Origin of the sequence: Pantoea sp. SO10 (assembly GCF_005281435.1) — a bacterium.
Lineage (GTDB): Bacteria > Pseudomonadota > Gammaproteobacteria > Enterobacterales > Enterobacteriaceae > Pantoea > Pantoea leporis.
Map to the genome: position 1 here is coordinate 2,406,632 of NZ_CP040095.1, position 15,792 is coordinate 2,422,423.

A 15,792-nucleotide genomic window follows, 5' to 3' on the forward strand; every position below is an offset into this window, starting at 1 on the left:
TCACTTAACGGCGTTTAAGGGCAAAACTGTCGGCATAAGCGGCGGGATTGCTGCCGTCCCATACTTTGCCGTCGAACAGTGTGCTGCTGCGCATCTCGCCGGCTGGGACGCTAATGCCGCCCACCGCGCTGGCGGCCTGTTTGTAGATATCAATACGGTTGATCTGACGCGCCACTGCTGCATAATCAGGCGCGGTTTGCACCATGCCCCAGCGCTTCATCTGCGTCAGGAACCACATGCCGTCGGAAATCCACGGGAAGCTCACTTCACCGTCGCGGAAGAAGCGCATACCGTGCGCGTCCTGCCAGCGCTGACCGAGGCCATTTTCGTACTGACCGAGCATGCGCCCTTCCAGCGTTTCCACTTTGGTGTTGATCCACGCGCGTCCGGCCAGCACCTGCGCGGTCTCTTTGCGGTTAGCGTCGGAGGCATCGATCCAGCGCGCGGCTTCCAGCACTGCGGCGGTCAGCGCACGGGCGGTATTGGGGTTCTCTTGCACCCAGGCGGCGCGCGTGGCGAGAATTTTTTCCGGATGATCCGGCCAAATTTGCTGTGTGGTGGTGGCGGTAAAACCGATGTTGTCGCTGATAGCACGCTGGTTCCACGGCTCGCCAACGCAGAAGCCACTCATGTTGCCCATCTTCATGTTCATCACCATTTGCGGTGGCGGGACCACCACGGTGCGCACATCCTCAAACGGGTCGATACCGGCGTTGGCCAGCCAGTAATAGAGCCACATGGCGTGTGTACTGGTTGGGAAGGTATGCGCGAAGGTAAAGCTGCCTTTGGCTTGGCTGGCGATAAATTTTTGCAGGCTGGCCGCATCAGTAACTTTCTGATCTTTAAGCTGATTCGCCAGGGTGATGGCCTGCCCGTTGTTGTTGAGCGTCATCAGGTTAGCCATCTCATGCTGAGGCCCGGCAATGCCCAACTGCAGACCATAAATCATGCCGTACAACGCGTGCGCGGCATCCAATTCGCCAGCGGTGAGCTTGTCGCGCACCGCCGCCCAGCTGGCTTCTTTACTCGGTTGCAGCGTCAGACCGTATTTTTTATCGAAGCCTTTTACTGACGCCATCACCACCGGCGCGCAGTCGGTGAGCGGAATAAAGCCGACGCGAATGTTGCTCTTTTCGGGCGCATCGGAACCGGCAGCCCATACCGCATTGCGTAATCCCGGCAGTAGATAGCTGCCACCGACCGCCGCGCTACCCAGGAGAAATTGACGTCGTGACAATGTGAACCGCGTTTTGCTCATCATGCGCATCCTGAAAAAAAAAATAAAAAAAGGCGTCCTCCCGCATGTCGCAAAAACATGGGGCCGGACGCCTTTATCCAAAGCACTCGCTTCACCGCCGTTGGCGAAACAAATGCGCAATGTCTGTAAGGTATTGCAAAACCTGTGCCAAAAATATCAGGCCGTTTTATCAAGGCTGGCGCTATAAATGCGCTGATGATGCGTCGTTTTTGCACTGCGCTGACGCACTCTACGCACAGGGTTTGTGCAGCTACCTCCTTCGAGTTATGCCTTGAGCGTGGCGGCAACCGCCAGCACCGCCAGGGCTATTTCCAGCACCCGTTTGTTCTGGTTCATGGCGCTCTTACGCAGCGCCTGCCACGCATCCTGCTCGCTGAAACCGTGCTGCTGCATCAACCAGCTTTTCGCCTGATCGATAATTTTGCGTTCATCCAGTGACGCGCGCATCGAGGCGAGTTCATCGGCCTGCGTCTGCAGACGCTGCGACTGCTCACGGATCAACGCCAGCACCGAACGCCCGAGCTGGGGCGCGAGGCCATTGCTGTCCAGCGTGGTTTCAACGCCTGACAGCCAGCTGGCACCCGCGATATAAAGCGAGAAACTGGCCTCTTCTCCGATGGCTATCGGCGGAGATTCACTGTGCTGGGCAGCCGCAATCGCACACTGACAGCGATTCATCAGCGTGGCGCACAGCGTATCTTCAATCTGTTTCATCTGATCGAGACGCGAACTGAGCAGACTAAACCACTGCAACACGCCATTTTCACCGCACTGTGCGCCGGTGCAGGCGATGCGTCTTAGCCGCTCAATTTGGCTGCAGGCATCGGCTATCGCCTGCCAGCGTTGTAGATTTTCCGCATCAGAAAATTGGCTGAAAGTCGCAAAGCTTTGCTCCTGCGCAGCGATCAACACCTGAATGCGCTGCCGTTGCGTCTCGGTAAATTCACCGGCAGCGAATCCCGCCGAACCGGTGGCGCGCTCCTGTCCGGCCAGCTCTTTGCCTTGCATAAAGCTAAATAGCGCGATTAACGCACGCGAGATGTCCGGCTCACTGGCGGTATCCGCCGCTTCAAATACCAGATTGAGTAAGGTGCAGATGATGTGATTAAACGCATCCATCGCCTGCGCCTGCGTCACGGTGCGGCTGTGTACTTGCTGACGCAGCGCCGGCAGACTGTCCAGCGCCTGAAGCGCAGTCGCGATCAGCATGCAAAATCGGCTATAGCCGGGCTGCGCCTCTGCTTCCGGCAGCACCGCCATTGCACGCTGTTCGCGCAGTTCTACCTCCGCAGCGCGCTGTGCTAGCTCTTCACCAAACAGTCGACCAGCCGAGCACAGCCAGATATTGCTGGCTCCACGTTCACGCTGCAGCACATGGATCAATTCACTGATGGCGGTAATCTGTTCGCCGGTCCGCAGCAACCGTTGCAGGCTCGCAATCTCGCTGGCGCGGCTAGCACGTAGATAGTTCAAAGCCCGATTCATTGCTTTCTCCAGCGGTTTAGCGGTGTAAACAGAGGGTCAAGCAAAAGCCATGCCGTGCTGCGTTTAAACGTGGCAGAATTGGGCCCGGAAATTCCGAAATTGAGAAAATTGTTTCGCAAGGCAATCTTTTTTGCTTCATACAAATAGATTAATCTTATTTACCATTTTCGTTTGGTACTAACAGCGACCAAATGCCGTTGCGCTGCCTCGCATCGTTAACTGCAGCGAATAAATTAACTAAGCTTATCTATCACCGTGACTATGTGTTTTATATCATCGGCCTGCGCTGCTTTTTCGCCCGCTAGCACGGGATTTCTCATGGTGCAATGGTTTGAATTCTCAAAAGTCTTAGGTAGACTTAGTTCAGCACTATCTTTCTGTAATCTGTCTGTTTTTTTGATGGCTTTCTCGCTGCTTAATCTGCCTGCCTTAACGGCCCGTGCCGCAGATTACTCTGCAGCTAATCTGATGGAATTTGAGGATCATGGTGAATAAGAGTCTCGTGCTTGTGTTGCTGGCGGTATTAAGTCTGGCTGCTTGCAAAGCGCCACCGCCACCCGTTACAGATGACACGCTGGTAACCAGTGAAGTGAATGGCGTCCAACTGGTCCATCGTCATGCGGTGGCAGCACCTGGCGAATTCACGCCGGTCAATGAGAGTTATCGCGCGCTGTATGCTGCCTCGGTAATGACCACGCCTGATTATGGTGGCAAAGTAGTGCGCTATCTTGATAACGCCAAACCGTTTGAAGTGCTCGGCCGTGTTGAACACAGCTGGCTGGCAGTGGCTGATGAGCCTAACGGCCAGTTAATTGGCTATATTCCGCCGAAAGCGGGCGTGGAGAGCAGCCGTTACGACGCGACCATTCGAAGCGATCGTCCGCGCCCCCGCCGCAACAGCAAACAGGTTTGTGTGGCCGTTGGCGGCGCCAGCAAGGCTTGTCGCACTAACGATACCGCGACCTGGATTTTAGACTGATAATGCAATCCGGCGCACAATGCCCGCAGAAGCGTTTGCTCTGCGGGCTGTGATTTTCGCCCTTGCCTGGATAACCAAGATTTAATGACTCAGGATTCCCTTGCTCGCGATGGCATTGTCGCGGGCAATGATAACCTTTTGCTTAATGCCGCAGCACCCATCCTGAATGCCGTGGTACGTATACGGCAGGCCGCGACACATGACGATCCTGCCGGATTGCGCCAGTTACTGATCGAAGAGATCCGCCAATTCGAACAACGCTGTAAACAAGCGGGCTTACCTTTTGAGATGATTATCGGCGCGCGCTACTGCCTGTGCAGCGTACTGGATGAAGCCGCAGCGCAAACGCCGTGGGGCACGCGCGGCGTGTGGTCCGGCAACGGCATGCTGGTCACCTTTCACAATGAAAGCTGGGGCGGAGAGAAAGTTTTCCAGCTGTTGTCGCGCGTATCGCAAAGCCCGCAGCAGCATCTGTGGCTGCTGGAACTGATCCACTATTGCCTGCTGCTTGGTTATGAAGGCCGTTATCGCGGCAGTGACAGCGGCCGCGCGCAGTGTGAAGCCATCCGCAAACGCCTGGCACAACTCATTACGGAACATCGCCCGGCAAGCGCCAATCCGGCGGTGCCGCTGGTGGAAGTGCATCCGCTGGTCAGCACCCTGACGCGTCCGATGGTGCCGCTTTGGGCCTGCGTTACCCTGGCCACTCTGGTGGCGAGCCTGATTTACAGCGGGCTGAACTGGCGACTCGGCAACGCCGCCGAACCGCTGCTGCGCACCATCTATCAAACCCCGCTGCCACAAATCACGCCAGGACGTCGCCCGACTTCCCCTCAAGCGCTGCTCGATCTGCATCAACGTCTGAATGATGTGATTGCCGCCGGACAGCTGGAAGTGAGCGACGGCGCGTTCGGCAGCAAAGTGATCATCCCCGCTGACAAACTGTTCTCCAGCGACGGCACGGTGGTGAATCAGGTGGGACGGGCGCTGCTGGCGCATGTCGCCAGTGCAATGAAAACCGTTAAAGGCACGGTTTTGGTGTCGGTGTATACCGATAACAGCCCGGTCGATGGCCGTTTCGCCTCCAGCTACGAATTCTCCTCTGCGCGCGCACGCGCCATCATGCAGCTGCTTAATCCGCAGCTCGCGGAAGGTCACAGCGTGAAAGCGGAAGGTCGCGGCGACAGCAATCCGCTGCTGCCGAACGACAGTAATGAAAACCGCGCCCGCAATCGTCGGGTGGAAATCACCCTGTTTGTGACACCGGAAACCCTCGGCAATCATCAGGGAGGCCAATGATGCGCGCATCACTGCAACATCTGTTAACCCATCGCCTGCTGTGGAGCCTGATTGGCGTCACGGCATTGAGCTGCGTGCTGTGGATGCTCGGACCGCTGTGGAGCTGGGGCGATACGCGCCCGCTCGAGCCGGTATTGCCGCGCCAGTTAGCGGTGGGTCTGCTGTATCTGCTCTGGCTGCTGTTCCAGTTTATTCCTGCACTGTGGCGCGGCTGGTTTAATAGCAAGTTGCTCAACCGTCTGCAGCAGATGAGCCAGGAAGAGTTATCCGATCGCCAGGCCACCGAAACCCTGCTGGCGCAGCGCTTCAGTGAAGCAGCGCTGCGTTTAAAGCGCACCCAGTTTGGTCGTCGTCATCAGCAGAGCTGGCTGGCACGTTTTCAAAGTCACTACCTTTATCAGCTGCCGTGGTACGTGATGATTGGCGCGCCGGGCGCCGGTAAAACTACCGCACTACTCAACGCTGGCCTGCAATTCCCGCTCACTGACAGCCTCGGCAAAGCGGCAATTCGCGGCGTGGGCGGCACGCGCCACTGCGATTGGTGGTTCACTGACAGCGCAGTGCTGATCGATACCGCCGGACGTTACGCGTTGCAGGAGAGCCAACGCGCGCGCGATGGCGCGGAGTGGCACAGTTTTATCAATCTGCTAAAGCGCTATCGCACCCGTCAGCCGATCAACGGCGTGATCATGACCATCAGCGTCTCCGATCTGCTGACCGATTCAGCCGAAGCGCGCCATGCGCAGGCCAGCGCGCTACGTGAACGCATGGCGGAGCTGCATCAGCACACCGGCATTCACTTCCCGGTGTATGTGATGGTGACCAAAACCGACCTGCTGAAAGGGTTTATGAGTTTTTACGGCACGCTCAGCAAGCCGCAGCGCGATGCGATTTGGGGCTTCACTTTCCCGTGGGAACCGGGCAAACCGCATAAAGACGACTGGCACCGCAGCTTCAGCCAGCAATATCAGCACTTAGAGCAGCGTTTACAGCAGCAGTTGGCCGACGTCATGGCTGGCGAGCGCGATCTCACCCAGCGCGCCGACAGCTTCCTGTTCCCGCAAGAGTTCAGTTCGTTGCGTGCGCTGCTGAATGAGTATCTCGATGTGGTGTTTTCCAGCCATCAGGAGCCGATCGCCTGGTCGGCGCGCGGCCTGTTCTTCACCAGCGGCACGCAGGAAGGTTTACCGTTTGACCGCATCATGGGCGAACTGAACCGCAAGCTGCAGCTGCCGCATACCGGCGAAAGCAGCCTCGCGGCGTGGAATAGCGTCGATCGCAGCAGTCCGATCCCCGGCAACAAAGGACAAAGTTTCTTTATCCGCGATTTACTGAGCGATTTAGTGTTCCGCGAAAGCGGCCTGGCGGGCAGCAATCGCCATTGGGAATACCGCAACCGCCTGTTCCACTGGATCGGTTATGGCGTGCTGACCGGCGCACTGCTGCTGCTCTCCTGTTTGTGGCTCACCAGCTATATTCAGAATCAGCGTTATCTGGACCAGGTTGCCGAACGCCTCGCGCCGATCACCACCCAGAGTCAGCAGGTGATCCATCAGCCCGCCGATAATATTTTTGATCTGCTACCCTTCTTAAATAGCCTGGTGAAACTGCCGCTCTCCGAGCGTTTTTCCCTCGACAATCCACCGCTTACCATGCGCGTTGGGCTGTATCGCGGCAACCAGGTCAGCGATGCGGCGTGGGCGCTTTATCAAAATGCGCTTAAGTCTTTACTGCTGCCGCGCGTGGCGCAGCAGATCACCAATTTGCTGCGTGACGATCCTGGCACCGATAACGAGTACAGTCGCAATGCGTTGCGGGCCTATCAGATGCTCTATCAGCCGCGCAATTATGACGGCGAGTTCCTGCGTGGCTGGCTGATGCAAAACCTGCAGCGCACGCTGCCGGATGATGTCAGCGCGCGCGATTTGCAGCAGCTCGACTGGCATCTGAGCCAGCTGCTGGATCAGCAAATTCAGTCTTCGCCGTATGCACGTGACAATGCGTTGATGATGCGCAAGCTTGCGGAGAATCTGAAAAATGCCGGTGACAGCAGCAACACGCTGGCGATTGCGCCGCACGTTGTTTTGCAGCGATTGACCAGACACAGTGAGTAATGGTGAGGTAATCATGCCGACACACACTGCGCCGGGCTGGTACGGCAAGTTACCGGCCACCGGCGATTTTTTGCGCCAGCGTCTGAGCGAAAATACCGTGACGCCGTGGAGCCACTGGTTTCAGCAAGGATTACTGCACTGGCATCAGCAAGCCGATGCCAGCACCGCACAGTTTTTACGTGCGCCGGTGTGGAATTTTGTGTTACCGCTTTCGCCGCTGCGTCAGCAGGTGCAGATGGGCTGCCTGCTGCCGTCATGCGATCGCGTGGGCCGCAGCTGGCCGCTCCTGGCGCTGCGCAGCTTCCCGCTGAGCCACTGGCACAGCGCGCAGCTGGCGATGTCCGGCGACTGGTTTCAGGAACTGGGCGCGCTGCTGCTGCACGCGGTGCGCGATCGGCTCAATCCCGATGCGCTGGAGCAGCAGATGCAGCGCCTGTCACCGCTGCTGGTGCCGGATACGCAGCGCAGCGACATCATGGATGTGATTGGTTTTGATGATTTACCCTGCACGCTGAGCTGGCGTGAAGTGGCTGACAGATTCGATCCGCAGCAGCACATGAGCTACTGGTGGAGTAATCGCAGTGACGGTTTTAGCCATGCCACCCATAAACACAGTGGCCCGCTGACTGCGCAACTTTTTTCATTATTGTTTAACCCGGCGTCTGGTGCACAGCCGGGCCGCAACGGCCTCTATCCACCGATGTTTGAATAGGCCGTGGCGTTTGCCTTGTTAACGGGATGACTCATGCAATTTACCATTGTGCAGTGCAATACGGATGTGCCCGCCAAGACGGTAGCCTTTAAACCGCCCGGCGGCACCATCGGCCGCAGTCAGGATAACGATCTGGTGCTGCCTGACGAATCGCGCGCCATATCGCGTCTGCAGGCGCTGGTGCATCTTTCGCCGGAGGGCGAGTGCCGCCTGACCAATCAGGGCAGCGTCACGTCGGTGGTATTGAACGGCGTCGCGTTGCAACGCGGCTCGCAAGTGGCGTTGCAGGATGGCGACACGCTGCAAATCGGTGAGTATGGGCTCGAAGTGCGCGATCCTAACAACCTGAAAGCCCGTCAGGACGATCCGCTGGCGTTCTTTGCCGACAGCAGCGACGACCCGCTCGGTATGATGCAGGAGTCCGAGGTGATTCCCGAGCCGGTTGCGCGTCAGGAGCGCCGCAACGATCCGCGTCTGGCGATTGATCCGCAAAGCGATGCGCCGACGCTGCCCGCCACGTTGCCGGGCGTCTCTCAGGACAAACTGATTGCCGCGCTGCTGGAAGGGATGGGGCTGAACAACGGCCATCAAACCACCATCACCGAAGAGCAGATGCGCGTAACCGGTCGCATGCTGAGCCTGTTTTCGCAAGGCACCGTCGCCCTGCTCTCCTCTCGCTCGATCCTCAAGCGCGGCGTGAAAGCCGACATGACGATGATTCTCAATGAGGCGAATAACCCGTTCAAAATTCTGCCGTCCGGTAAAACCGTATTGATGCAGATGTATCAAAGCCAGATGCCGGGCTTTATGCCGCCGGAACCGGCGGTGCGCGATGCGCTGGTGGATTTGCAGGCGCATCAGCTCGGCATGATTGCCGGTATCCGCGCCATTATTGCCGCCATGCTGCAATCGTTTAACCCGCAGCGCTTAGAAGAAGAAGCACGCAAAGATGGCGTGCTGCCCAAAATGGCGTTCAGCACCGGACGCAAAGCGGCGCTGTGGGATTACTTCTCACGCCACTATCAACGTACCGCTGGCGAAATTGAGGATGACTTCCATACGCTGTTCGGCGAAGCCTTCCTGCATGCCTATGATATGGAAGTGAATCAATACAAAGATTCTCAAACGCGGACCGAAGACGCATGAAGATGATGTTTGCCAGCCGCTGCCAGCAAGGCATGCGCGACGAAAATCAGGATCGTACCGGCGCCGAGCTGGACGATCACAAAGCCTGTTTTCTGGTGTGTGACGGCGTCGCCGGTTTGCCTGGCGGTGATATCGCCGCGCAACTGGTGCGCGATACGCTGCTAACGCAGCTGCAGCACAGTGCGACGTTCACCCCTGAAAGCACGCGCGCCGCCATTGAACACTGCCAGCAGGTGCTGATTGAGGCACAGGGAAACAATCCGAATTTTTCACGTATGAGCACCACGCTCGCCGCGCTGTTTATCGACCGCGAAAAACAGCGCGCATGGTGGGCGCACGCTGGCGACAGCCGGGTTTATCACTTCCGTCATGGGGTGCTAAATCAGGTGACGCGTGACCACAGTCTGGCCCAGCAGTTACGCGAGGCGGGCTATGAAAATACCGGCATTAACAGTAATTTACTCTATAATGCGCTCGGTGTTGAGCCTGCCCGTCCGGCCACTTTTAGCGAGGTGATTACGCTGGCCGATGGCGATGCGTTTCTGGTTTGCAGCGATGGATTCTGGCTCAATCTCACCACCCACGAAATGGAACTGGCCCTGCGCATGGTGAATGCCTGCGAAGAGTGGCTGACTTTGATGGAACAAGCCGTTAACCGCAGTGTTAAAAGCGACAATCTCAGCGCTCTGGCCGTCTGGATTGGCGAACCGCAGGAAGCGACGCTGCTTTATTCCCAGGCTGATGCGGCACGTTTTCTGCCGTCACGTTATTGATCCAAGGATGCTTATGAAAGTGTGGTTGACGGGCTTCGCAACCCTGTTGCTGGCCGTAAATGCGCAGGCAGAAGATTATCGCGTGGTGTATTCCCCGAGCCTGTCATTAGAAGTCTACATTGATGACGTGGCTAGCAAAGCGCCCAACGACTGGTGCAAAGAGACGCTGCCGCTGCGCATCGTTTCGGGCAAAAGCACTGACTCCAGCATCCTGACCAGCTTCCTGCCGCGCGTCGGTACGCTGCTGGCGAATCAGTGCGGCTTGCTGGATGAACTGCCGTGGCAGATGACCAATAAAGAGGGCAGCGTGCTGGCTAACGGCAGCGCGGCCAAATTACAGAACTGGCGCCCGATCGTGCTGAACGATGCCACCGCCAGCGCCACCACCAGCAACGCCGCGCCGCTCGATTTGTCACGCCCGGCGGATAGCACGCCGCTGCAGCACTTTGCCTTGCCGGGCGGCTGCCATTTCCGTACCTGGTGGGATGACAAAGGCGAATCGCTGTTTATCCCGGATAACCCGAATCAGCACTGCTCCACCGAAGGCTGGCTGGAAGGCCCGAGCGAAATGACGCTGATGAGCGCTGGCAAAATCCATAATCTGGCGCTGAACTTCTATCAGGGCTACCCGATTGCAGATTTGAAAATGAGCGGTCCGCCGCTGGAAGTGGTCTCGGTGAATAACCAGCGCATGATTGTTACGCGTCCGGATGCCGATGATAGCTGGTTAGTGCTGCCGTTTGATGCACAACAGCATGTGTGGCGTTTTAGCGGCACACTTCTGGTCAAGATGGACAAAACCGCCGATCAGGGCAGCGATGTGCTGAAAAAGCGGGTTGAGACGTTACGCGGCGTTTGGTCGCCGCAATTTATGCCACAGCAAAAAGTGACTGTGTTACTGATTGACACCCTGCATGCGGATCTCGCCGATCCGGCGATTGGTGCCTGGCGTAACATTAATTAATTAGCGGTCGTTGCCTGCCGTCATCGTGATGACGGGGCGCTACAGGACGTGTTCAGAGAGTTCACTATGTCGGCAAACGAAAACCATACACCTAACGCCCTCCCTGCGGGCTACCGGTTTAATGAATTTGAAATCAAGGAAGTGATTGGCGGCGGCGGCTTCGGCATTGTTTATCGTGCCTGGGATCATCAGCTGGAACGCACCATCGCGATCAAAGAGTACATGCCCGTCTCGTTGGCGGTGCGTGCGGCGGATATGTCGCTGGAACTGCGCGGAGAGCGTTTCCATAAGCTGTTTACCGCCGGTCGTAATAGCTTTATTCAGGAGGCGCGCCTGCTGGCACGCTTCAATCATCCCGGCTTGCTGCACGTGCTGCGCTTCTGGGAAGAGAACGGCACCGCCTACATGGGCACGCTCTATTACAGCGGCATGACGCTGAAAGAGTGGCAGATCACCAGTCCGGACAGCATTGACGAGAACTGGATCCGTCGTCTGCTACCGCCGCTGTTTGGCGCCATTGATACCATCCACGCCGCCGGTTATCTGCATCGCGATATCTCGCTGGATAACATCCAGATTCAGGAAAACCAGCTGCCGGTGCTGCTTGATTTTGGCTCGGCGCGCAAAGAGATCGGCAATCTCTCGGATGAAACCGAGATCATGCTGAAGCCCGGTTTTGCGCCGATTGAGCAGTACAGCGAAGAAGGCGAAATAGAGCAAGGTCCGTGGACCGATATCTATGCGCTAGGCGCAGTGCTGCACAACCTGATCACCGGCCATGCACCGCCGGTGAGCGTGGTGCGCTGCATTGAGGATAACTATCAGCCGCTGGTGGAGCGCAAGCCGGAAGGCTATTCATTGCCGCTGCTGCACGCCATTGACTGCGCGTTAGCCATGAAGCCAGCAGATCGTCCGCAAAGCATTGATGCCTTTGCCAGCTTGATCGATCTGCCGGTCAGCGATGTCGAAGCGCTCTCCACCACTATTCCGCTCGTGGCTGAGCCGGTTGTGCCGGTGGAGCCGAGTGTTGCAACGCCGGAACCGCAAGTGTTGGCCGTCAATCATGCCGCTGCCAGCGTTGAACCTTTGACGCCGCGCAACGTGCGTCGTTTGTCGCCAGGTTTAGTGGTGGCCGCTGCGATTGCGGTGCTGGCGGTTGTGGTGGTGGTTTGGAAAGCGAATCATCACAGCGAAGCACCGCCGGTTGCCGCCAGCACCGCTCCCGCTGCGCCTGCTGCCGCAGCAGGCAACAGTGTAGCGAGCAGCGCACCGACGGTAGCGACGGTTTATCTGCGTTTGCAGGCGGGTGAGAATGTGATGCTGAATGGCGAAGCCCGCGATGTGAAGCCCTCCTCCAGCGGATTCGCTTCACTGAATCTGGCGGCGGGGAACTATCGCATTGAGGTGCGTAACGGCAACCAGGTGCATAGCCAATCGCTGACCATCGATAAGCCGGGAACCTGGCTGATTAATCCGGCGCAGTAATCCGTATCAGCGCGCTGCCGAATGACTCTGCAGCGCTCTGACATCTGCTGCCAGGCGCGTCAACGCCGCTTCCTGCATGCCACGTTTGCCTAGCTCCTGCTCCAGCGCGTAGAGATATTGTGCGTTGGTGCCGAGCGGACCGCTGGCCTGGGCAATCAACGGCGCGATGGTGCTGCGGCAGGAGTCGGTTTCATACAGCGGATGACGCGGATCCATGATGAACACCAGCGCGGTGACGTTGCGTCCGTCCTCCAGCTCCAGTTCACACCAGGTTGGCAGATAGCAGCCGGTGATCATTTCACGCTTCCACAGCAGCTCCAGCTCGTCATGCAAACGCGATTCCGGTAAGCGGAACGCCAGTCCGCTGGTGGAACCGCCCTCTTTCAGCGCCAGCATGCGGCCAGGCGCGGTTACGGTGCCGCGACCGGCAATCAGACGCAGGCAAAACGCACGGTGCCAGCCCTCTAAACGACCCGGCGCCACTTCGGCCGCTTCAAAAATGGGATTCCACATCAGCGAGCCGTAGCCAAAAATCCACACCGGGCTTTGGTCAGGACGACAGGCCAGCGTCGCGGACAGCGATGCCGCACGCTTTTCACAGCTCCAGAACAACGCTTCATCAATATCGCCAAACGATGTTTTACAATCTGCTTTTAACAAAAATTCCCGCGTTAACACTGTGGTCTCCTCTACTACGCTGACATCTTGCCGGTGTGGTTCCTCAAAACTGATGTCTACAGGCGACGCTCATTGCATCGTCTTAAGAGAAGACATTAATTCATTTTTAACAAAACATTCAAGATTGACCCCGATCACAAAAGGGAAATTCTGTGTAAATAGCATCGGCTGCCTGGTGAGGAACTTGAATGGCGAAGGGAAAAGTGCGAGGCGGGCCGCACCGGCCCGCAAGACAAACTAGTTTTTAGGGTGCCACTTGTCATCGTCACCTTTTGAGTACTCATGCTTGACTGCTGCCCAGGCGACTTTGTGTGCCACCTCTTCGCGCGACTCATCGCCACGCCGGTCGTCGGGATCTTTGTATTGGTCCCAGGCGCTGTTAAAGGCCTTTTGATAGATGGTTTGCGCGTGAGCCGGCAGGACATGACGCACGCTGTCTGGCAGCTCTTTGTTTGATGAATAAGGCATATTTCCTCCTGTTTCATACCCAGGGTTTAAGTCTGGATCATCTGGGTCAAAACGCAAACTGGTACTTTCACTGGCAGATGGCGTAAAACAGGTTTAAACCTCTATAAACTTCACCCTATACGACGATTAACCAGACCAATCTCATCTTTAATTGGGTGAGTGACTCATGCAACATAATGAATACAGGCGTTAATCCAGCGATAACACACTCTTTTGCCGTGTTATGCATAATAAACGCTTTTGGTAAAATCGCGTAAAGTCACAGCAGCACAGCTGATGAAAAGTTACACTGCGTTACGTCAGAAAACTCATTATATTTATCAGGCAATGATTGCCTGCTTTGTACTTTTTCCGGAGAGGATGGTAAATGCCTGGACATGAGAAAACCCGCCATACCGAGTACTCACTGATTTTCCCCGTTGCTGCGCTGGCGGTGCTGAGCTTCTTCGGCAACCAGACAGCGCTTCTGCCGGTTATCGGCATCAACCTGTTGGCATTAGTTGCCATTCTGTTTAGCGCCTTCAGCGTGGTGCGTCACGCCGACGTGCTGGCACACCGTTTAGGCGAACCTTATGGCTCGCTGATTCTCAGTCTTTCCGTCGTCATACTTGAAGTGAGTCTGATCTCCGCGCTGATGGCCACCGGCGATGCCGCGCCCGCGCTAATGCGCGACACGCTCTACTCGATCATCATGATTGTGACCGCCGGTTTAGTCGGCTTTGCCCTGCTGCTGGGCGGACGCAAGTTTGCCACGCAGTACGTTAATCTGGCGGGCGTAAAACAGTACATGATCGCCATTTTCCCGCTGGCGATTCTGGTGCTGGTGTTCCCCAATGCGTTACCTGGCGGTAACTTCACGACTACGCAGGCGCTGATCATCGCGGCGATTTCTGCGGCCATGTACGGCGTGTTCCTGCTGATTCAAACCAAAACTCACCAAAGCCTGTTCGTTTATGAGCATGAAGATGATGGCGACGATCCGCACCACGGTAAGCCCTCTGCGCACAGCTCGTTGTGGCACACCGCATGGCTGATCGTGCATCTGATTGCGGTGATTACCGTGACCAAGATGAACGCCAATCCGCTGGAAAGTCTGCTGACAGAACTGAACGCCCCGGCGCAGTTCACCGGCTTCCTGGTAGCGCTGTTGATCCTGTCGCCGGAAGGTTTAGGTGCAATCAAAGCGGTACTGATGAATCAGGTGCAGCGCGCAATGAATCTGTTCTTCGGTTCGGTGCTGGCGACCATTTCACTGACGGTGCCTGCAGTGACCATCATCGCTACCCTGACCGACCAGCAATTGGTGTTCGGCCTTGAGCCACCGCAGATGGTGATCATGAGCGCCGTGCTGATCCTGTGCCACATCTCGTTCTCAACGGGCCGCACCAACGTGTTGAACGGTGCCGCGCATCTGGCGCTGTTTGCCGGGTATTTGTTGACGATTATGCTGTGAGACTAGCGGTCGGCATAAATGCCAACCTTACGGAAATCGTGCATGTTGTAGGATCGCCATTAATGGCGACCAGCCAATAAAAAAGGCGCCATCGGCGCCTTTTTCATATTTAAAAACAATCAGTTGCTGGTATCCAGCTCTGGGAAGCTCTTCACCAGATCGTCGATTGCTTTCATCTGCACCAGGAAGGGTTCCAGCTTATCCAGCGGCAGCGCGGATGGACCGTCGCATTTGGCGCTGTTTGGCTCTGGGTGCGCTTCGATGAACAGGCCAGCAATGCCAACCGCCATGCCGGCACGCGCCAGCTCGGCGACCTGCGCACGACGACCGCCTGACGCAGCGCCGAACGGATCGCGCGTTTGCAGCGCGTGGGTAACGTCGAAGATCACTGGGCTATTTTGGGTGACGTTCTTCATCACGTTGAAGCCGAGCATATCGACAACCAGGTTGTCATAGCCGAAGTTGCTGCCGCGATCGCACAGGATAACCTGATCGTTGCCGCCTTCGACGAATTTGTCGTAGATGTTACCCATCTGGCCTGGGCTAACAAACTGGGGCTTCTTGACGTTGATTACCGCGCCGGTTTTCGCCATCGCTTCCACCAAATCGGTCTGACGCGCGAGGAAGGCCGGCAGCTGAATCACATCAACCACATCAGCCACCGGCTGCGCCTGCGATGCTTCATGCACATCGGTGATGATTTTCACGCCGAAAGCCTGCTTCAACTCCTGGAAAATCTTCATGCCCTCTTCCAGGCCAGGACCACGATAGGATTTGATTGAAGAGCGGTTCGCTTTATCAAAAGAGGCTTTGAATACGTAAGGGATCCCGAGTTTGTCGGTGACCTCAACGTAGTGTTCGCAGATGCGCATGGCAAGATCGCGCGATTCCAGCACGTTCATGCCGCCGAAGAGAACGAATGGCAGATCGTTTGCGACCTTGATATCGCCGATATTCACTACTTTCTGTGTCATGCCC

The 15,792-nt window shown here is 56.8% G+C and carries 14 protein-coding genes; 9 read left to right on the plus strand and 5 right to left on the minus strand.

The features are described 5' to 3' along the window. Positions 1 to 4: 4 nt before the first annotated feature. Together FCN45_RS11220 and FCN45_RS11225 are read right to left on the minus strand one after the other, a co-directional pair. Positions 5 to 1,258 (minus strand): CmpA/NrtA family ABC transporter substrate-binding protein, encoded by a 1,254-nt coding sequence (locus FCN45_RS11220; RefSeq protein ID WP_137386883.1) that lies wholly within the window; start codon positions 1,256 to 1,258, stop codon positions 5 to 7. 264 nt (positions 1,259 to 1,522) lie between these two features. Further along, the gene (locus FCN45_RS11225; RefSeq protein ID WP_137385966.1) at positions 1,523 to 2,743 is read right to left on the minus strand and encodes a nitrate regulatory protein; all 1,221 of its coding nucleotides are present in this window, start codon (positions 2,741 to 2,743) and stop codon (positions 1,523 to 1,525) included. Positions 2,744 to 3,227: 484 nt separating this feature from the next. On the opposite strand from FCN45_RS11225, the gene FCN45_RS11230 reads away from it, so the two are divergent. The 8 genes from FCN45_RS11230 to FCN45_RS11265 all read left to right on the plus strand — a co-directional run bounded on the left by FCN45_RS11230 (position 3,228) and on the right by FCN45_RS11265 (position 12,215). Next, a complete protein-coding gene (locus tag FCN45_RS11230) occupies positions 3,228 to 3,722 on the plus strand; it encodes an SH3 domain-containing protein (RefSeq protein ID WP_192234148.1) in 495 nt (164 codons plus the stop codon). A gap of 84 nt (positions 3,723 to 3,806) precedes the next feature. Next, positions 3,807 to 5,021, plus strand: coding sequence for a type IVB secretion system protein IcmH/DotU (gene icmH / locus FCN45_RS11235; protein WP_101764124.1), 1,215 nt, complete (start codon positions 3,807 to 3,809; stop codon positions 5,019 to 5,021). Further along, complete coding sequence (gene tssM, locus FCN45_RS11240; RefSeq protein ID WP_137386884.1) at positions 5,021 to 7,135, plus strand: type VI secretion system membrane subunit TssM; 2,115 nt, start codon at positions 5,021 to 5,023, stop codon at positions 7,133 to 7,135. The genes icmH and tssM overlap by 1 nt, the downstream gene beginning before the upstream one ends. A 13-nt stretch (positions 7,136 to 7,148) precedes the next feature. Continuing rightward, complete coding sequence (gene tagF, locus FCN45_RS11245) at positions 7,149 to 7,847, plus strand: type VI secretion system-associated protein TagF (RefSeq protein WP_110866339.1); 699 nt, start codon at positions 7,149 to 7,151, stop codon at positions 7,845 to 7,847. 33 nt (positions 7,848 to 7,880) lie between these two features. Beyond that, entirely contained in the window at positions 7,881 to 8,993 is a 1,113-nt protein-coding gene (tagH, locus tag FCN45_RS11250) for a type VI secretion system-associated FHA domain protein TagH (protein ID WP_137385967.1), read from the plus strand. Further along, a complete protein-coding gene (locus tag FCN45_RS11255; RefSeq protein WP_137385968.1) occupies positions 8,990 to 9,766 on the plus strand; it encodes a PP2C family serine/threonine-protein phosphatase in 777 nt (258 codons plus the stop codon). The genes tagH and FCN45_RS11255 overlap by 4 nt, the downstream gene beginning before the upstream one ends. Positions 9,767 to 9,779: 13 nt before the next feature. Beyond that, positions 9,780 to 10,730 carry a hypothetical protein gene (locus tag FCN45_RS11260; RefSeq protein ID WP_137385969.1) on the plus strand — a complete coding sequence of 317 codons (951 nt, stop codon included), beginning with the start codon at positions 9,780 to 9,782 and terminating at the stop codon, positions 10,728 to 10,730. A 66-nt stretch (positions 10,731 to 10,796) separates the two neighbouring features. Continuing rightward, positions 10,797 to 12,215, plus strand: coding sequence for a serine/threonine-protein kinase (locus FCN45_RS11265; RefSeq protein ID WP_137385970.1), 1,419 nt, complete (start codon positions 10,797 to 10,799; stop codon positions 12,213 to 12,215). A gap of 6 nt (positions 12,216 to 12,221) precedes the next feature. Here FCN45_RS11265 and FCN45_RS11270 read toward each other — a convergent pair whose 3' ends face one another. Both FCN45_RS11270 and chaB read right to left on the minus strand, forming a co-directional pair. Next, complete coding sequence (locus FCN45_RS11270; RefSeq protein ID WP_168197458.1) at positions 12,222 to 12,893, minus strand: gamma-glutamylcyclotransferase; 672 nt, start codon at positions 12,891 to 12,893, stop codon at positions 12,222 to 12,224. A gap of 237 nt (positions 12,894 to 13,130) precedes the next feature. After that, a complete protein-coding gene (gene chaB / locus FCN45_RS11275; RefSeq protein WP_101764116.1) occupies positions 13,131 to 13,361 on the minus strand; it encodes a putative cation transport regulator ChaB in 231 nt (76 codons plus the stop codon). A gap of 367 nt (positions 13,362 to 13,728) precedes the next feature. Here chaB and chaA point away from each other — a divergent pair, with 367 nt between their 5' ends. Further along, positions 13,729 to 14,814: a sodium-potassium/proton antiporter ChaA gene (gene chaA, locus FCN45_RS11280; RefSeq protein ID WP_110866345.1), complete on the plus strand. Its 1,086-nt coding sequence runs from the start codon at positions 13,729 to 13,731 to the stop codon at positions 14,812 to 14,814. Positions 14,815 to 14,933: 119 nt separating this feature from the next. Here chaA and kdsA read toward each other — a convergent pair whose 3' ends face one another. Continuing rightward, positions 14,934 to 15,788, minus strand: a complete 855-nt coding sequence (gene kdsA / locus FCN45_RS11285) for a 3-deoxy-8-phosphooctulonate synthase (protein ID WP_101764114.1) — start codon at positions 15,786 to 15,788, stop codon at positions 14,934 to 14,936. Positions 15,789 to 15,792 lie beyond the last annotated feature (4 nt).